This window comes from Rhizobium sp. PEPV16 (assembly GCF_008919455.1).
Classification (GTDB): Bacteria; Pseudomonadota; Alphaproteobacteria; order Rhizobiales; family Rhizobiaceae; genus Rhizobium; species Rhizobium leguminosarum_Q.
Map to the genome: position 1 here is coordinate 1 of NZ_VSZV01000057.1, position 2,018 is coordinate 2,018.

Genomic DNA, 2,018 nt, shown 5'->3' on the forward strand with positions numbered 1-2,018 from the left:
CGTGTCGCGCGTCTGGGCGTTCTGCAGCACGAAGACCATCAGGAAGGTGATGATCGTCGTGCCGGTATTGATGATTAGCTGCCATGTTTCGGAATAGTCGAAGAAGGGGCCGAGCGAGGCCCAAATGACGACGACCGTCAGCGCCAGGATGAAGGCGGCGGGCTTGCCCGCCCATTCCGATGTCTTGGTTGCGAAGCGGGCAAACAGATGCTTCATCGTCACCTCTGGAATCCTCCCTCGACGCCTCCTGAGCATGATGTCGACGACATCATGCTCCGGTTAAACAAACTCCGAGGCAGGTTCGAGGTTCCCAGGGATCTTAGATTCCCCAGGGATCCCAGATTCCCCAAGGGATCCGAGATTCCCCTCGGGGTCCGGAATTGCCCGCAGACAGGCCGTGGTTACGCTGTGACTTCCCGCGCAATCAGCTTGCGATAGAGATGCCAGGTTGAATGGCCGAGGATCGGGATAACCAGCGCAAGCCCGGCAAAGACCGGGATCGTGCCGATGAGGAGCAGCGCGGCGACGATCAGGCCCCAGAGCAGCACCGGCACCGGATTGAGAATCGTCGCGCGGATCGACGCCGTGACGGCGGCAACAGCCCCGACATCGCGGTCGAGCAGCAGCGGAAAGGTGATGACGGTTATCGCCAGCACGACGAGCGCAAAGACGAAGCCGATGAGGTTGCCCCAGATGATCAGTTGCATGCCCTCCGACGTGCCGAAGACCTGGCGGAAGAAGTCCCCCATGCTGCGCGGAAAGACCTCGCCGAGCAGATTGCTGTAGAGCGTCTGAGCCGTCACCAGCCAGACGATGAAGAGGCCGCAGAGCATCAAGCCGATCGCCACGATCGACGGCAGCGCTGGCGAATGGCGCACGTCGAGCGCATGCGTCCAGGACGCGTCAAGGCCGGCCTCGCGCCGGCGGCTGATTTCATAGAGGCCAATCGCTGCGATAGGGCCGATCAGCACGAAACCCGCCATCAGCGGGAAGACCATCGGCAAAAGGTTGGCGCCCGAGGTCCACAACGTCAGGAAGACGCCGGCGATCGGGTACATCAGGCACAGGAACACATAGTGGGACGGTTTCTCCATGAAATCGTCGTATCCGCGCTTCAGCGCGTCGAAGACGTCGGCGATACCGATGCGATTGACGACGGGCCGCGCTAAGCTCTCGCTTGCACCCGTCATGACGTGAAATGCCGCCATGGCTTTCTCCTCCTCAGCCGAGACCTGATCGGCGGCGGACAGCATCGGCGGGCAAGCCGATACGAAATCCGCAACCGGCACTGGAGGAATATAGCAACTTTCAGGGCCCGTGTCGCTCCCTCCCTTGACATCCCCCTCTTGACATCTTGGACCAGCTTTCTCACATCGGCGGCATCATGAAAGCCTCAGACGCAGATATCCTCATCATCCCCGGTTACACCAATTCCGGCCCGAGCCACTGGCAGAGCCGCTGGGAGGCAAAGCTCAGCACGGCGCGGCGTGTCGAACAGGCCGAATGGACGAAGCCGGTCCGCGAGGACTGGATCGCCCGCATCGCCGAGGAGGTGAACGCCTCGACCCGCCCGGTAGTTCTCGTCGCCCATTCGCTGGGCGTGCCCTCGGTGATCCATGCCATCCCGCATTTCCGCAACCGGGTGGCGGGCGCTTTCCTCGTCGCCCCGCCCGATGTCGCCAATCCCGACATCCGCCCGAAGCACCTGATGACCTTCGGCCCCTATCCGCGCGATCCGCTGCCCTTCCCGTCGATAACCGTGGCCAGCCGCAACGATCCGTTCGGCAGCTACGAACACGCCGACGATGTCGCCAGCAGTTGGGGCTCCTTCCTCGTCGATGCCGGCGAGGCCGGCCATATCAATGCCGATTCCGGTCACGGCCCCTGGCCCGAAGGTACCATGGTCTTTGCCCAGTTCCTCGGCCGGCTCTCCGCCTGATTGCGGAAAAGACGCCGCCTCGCTTGTTGAGCAGGTGCTTTCTAAGTCTTTCTTAATGGAATGACAGCAGACTGCGCCG

Annotated in this window: 3 protein-coding genes; 1 reads left to right on the top strand and 2 read right to left on the bottom strand. The window is 62.2% G+C overall.

Going from position 1 to position 2,018, the window contains the following annotated elements; all coding sequences use genetic code 11:
• Positions 1 to 216 (bottom strand): low affinity iron permease family protein (locus FY112_RS00485; protein WP_181018111.1); only part of this gene is annotated, 216 nt, incomplete at its 3' end.
• Positions 217 to 401: 185 nt separating this feature from the next.
• Entirely contained in the window at positions 402 to 1,208 is an 807-nt protein-coding gene (locus tag FY112_RS00490; protein ID WP_026158702.1) for a DUF2189 domain-containing protein, read from the bottom strand.
• 176 nt (positions 1,209 to 1,384) lie between these two features.
• Here FY112_RS00490 and FY112_RS00495 point away from each other — a divergent pair, with 176 nt between their 5' ends.
• Positions 1,385 to 1,939, top strand: coding sequence for an alpha/beta hydrolase (locus FY112_RS00495; RefSeq protein ID WP_026158703.1), 555 nt, complete (start codon positions 1,385 to 1,387; stop codon positions 1,937 to 1,939).
• Positions 1,940 to 2,018 lie beyond the last annotated feature (79 nt).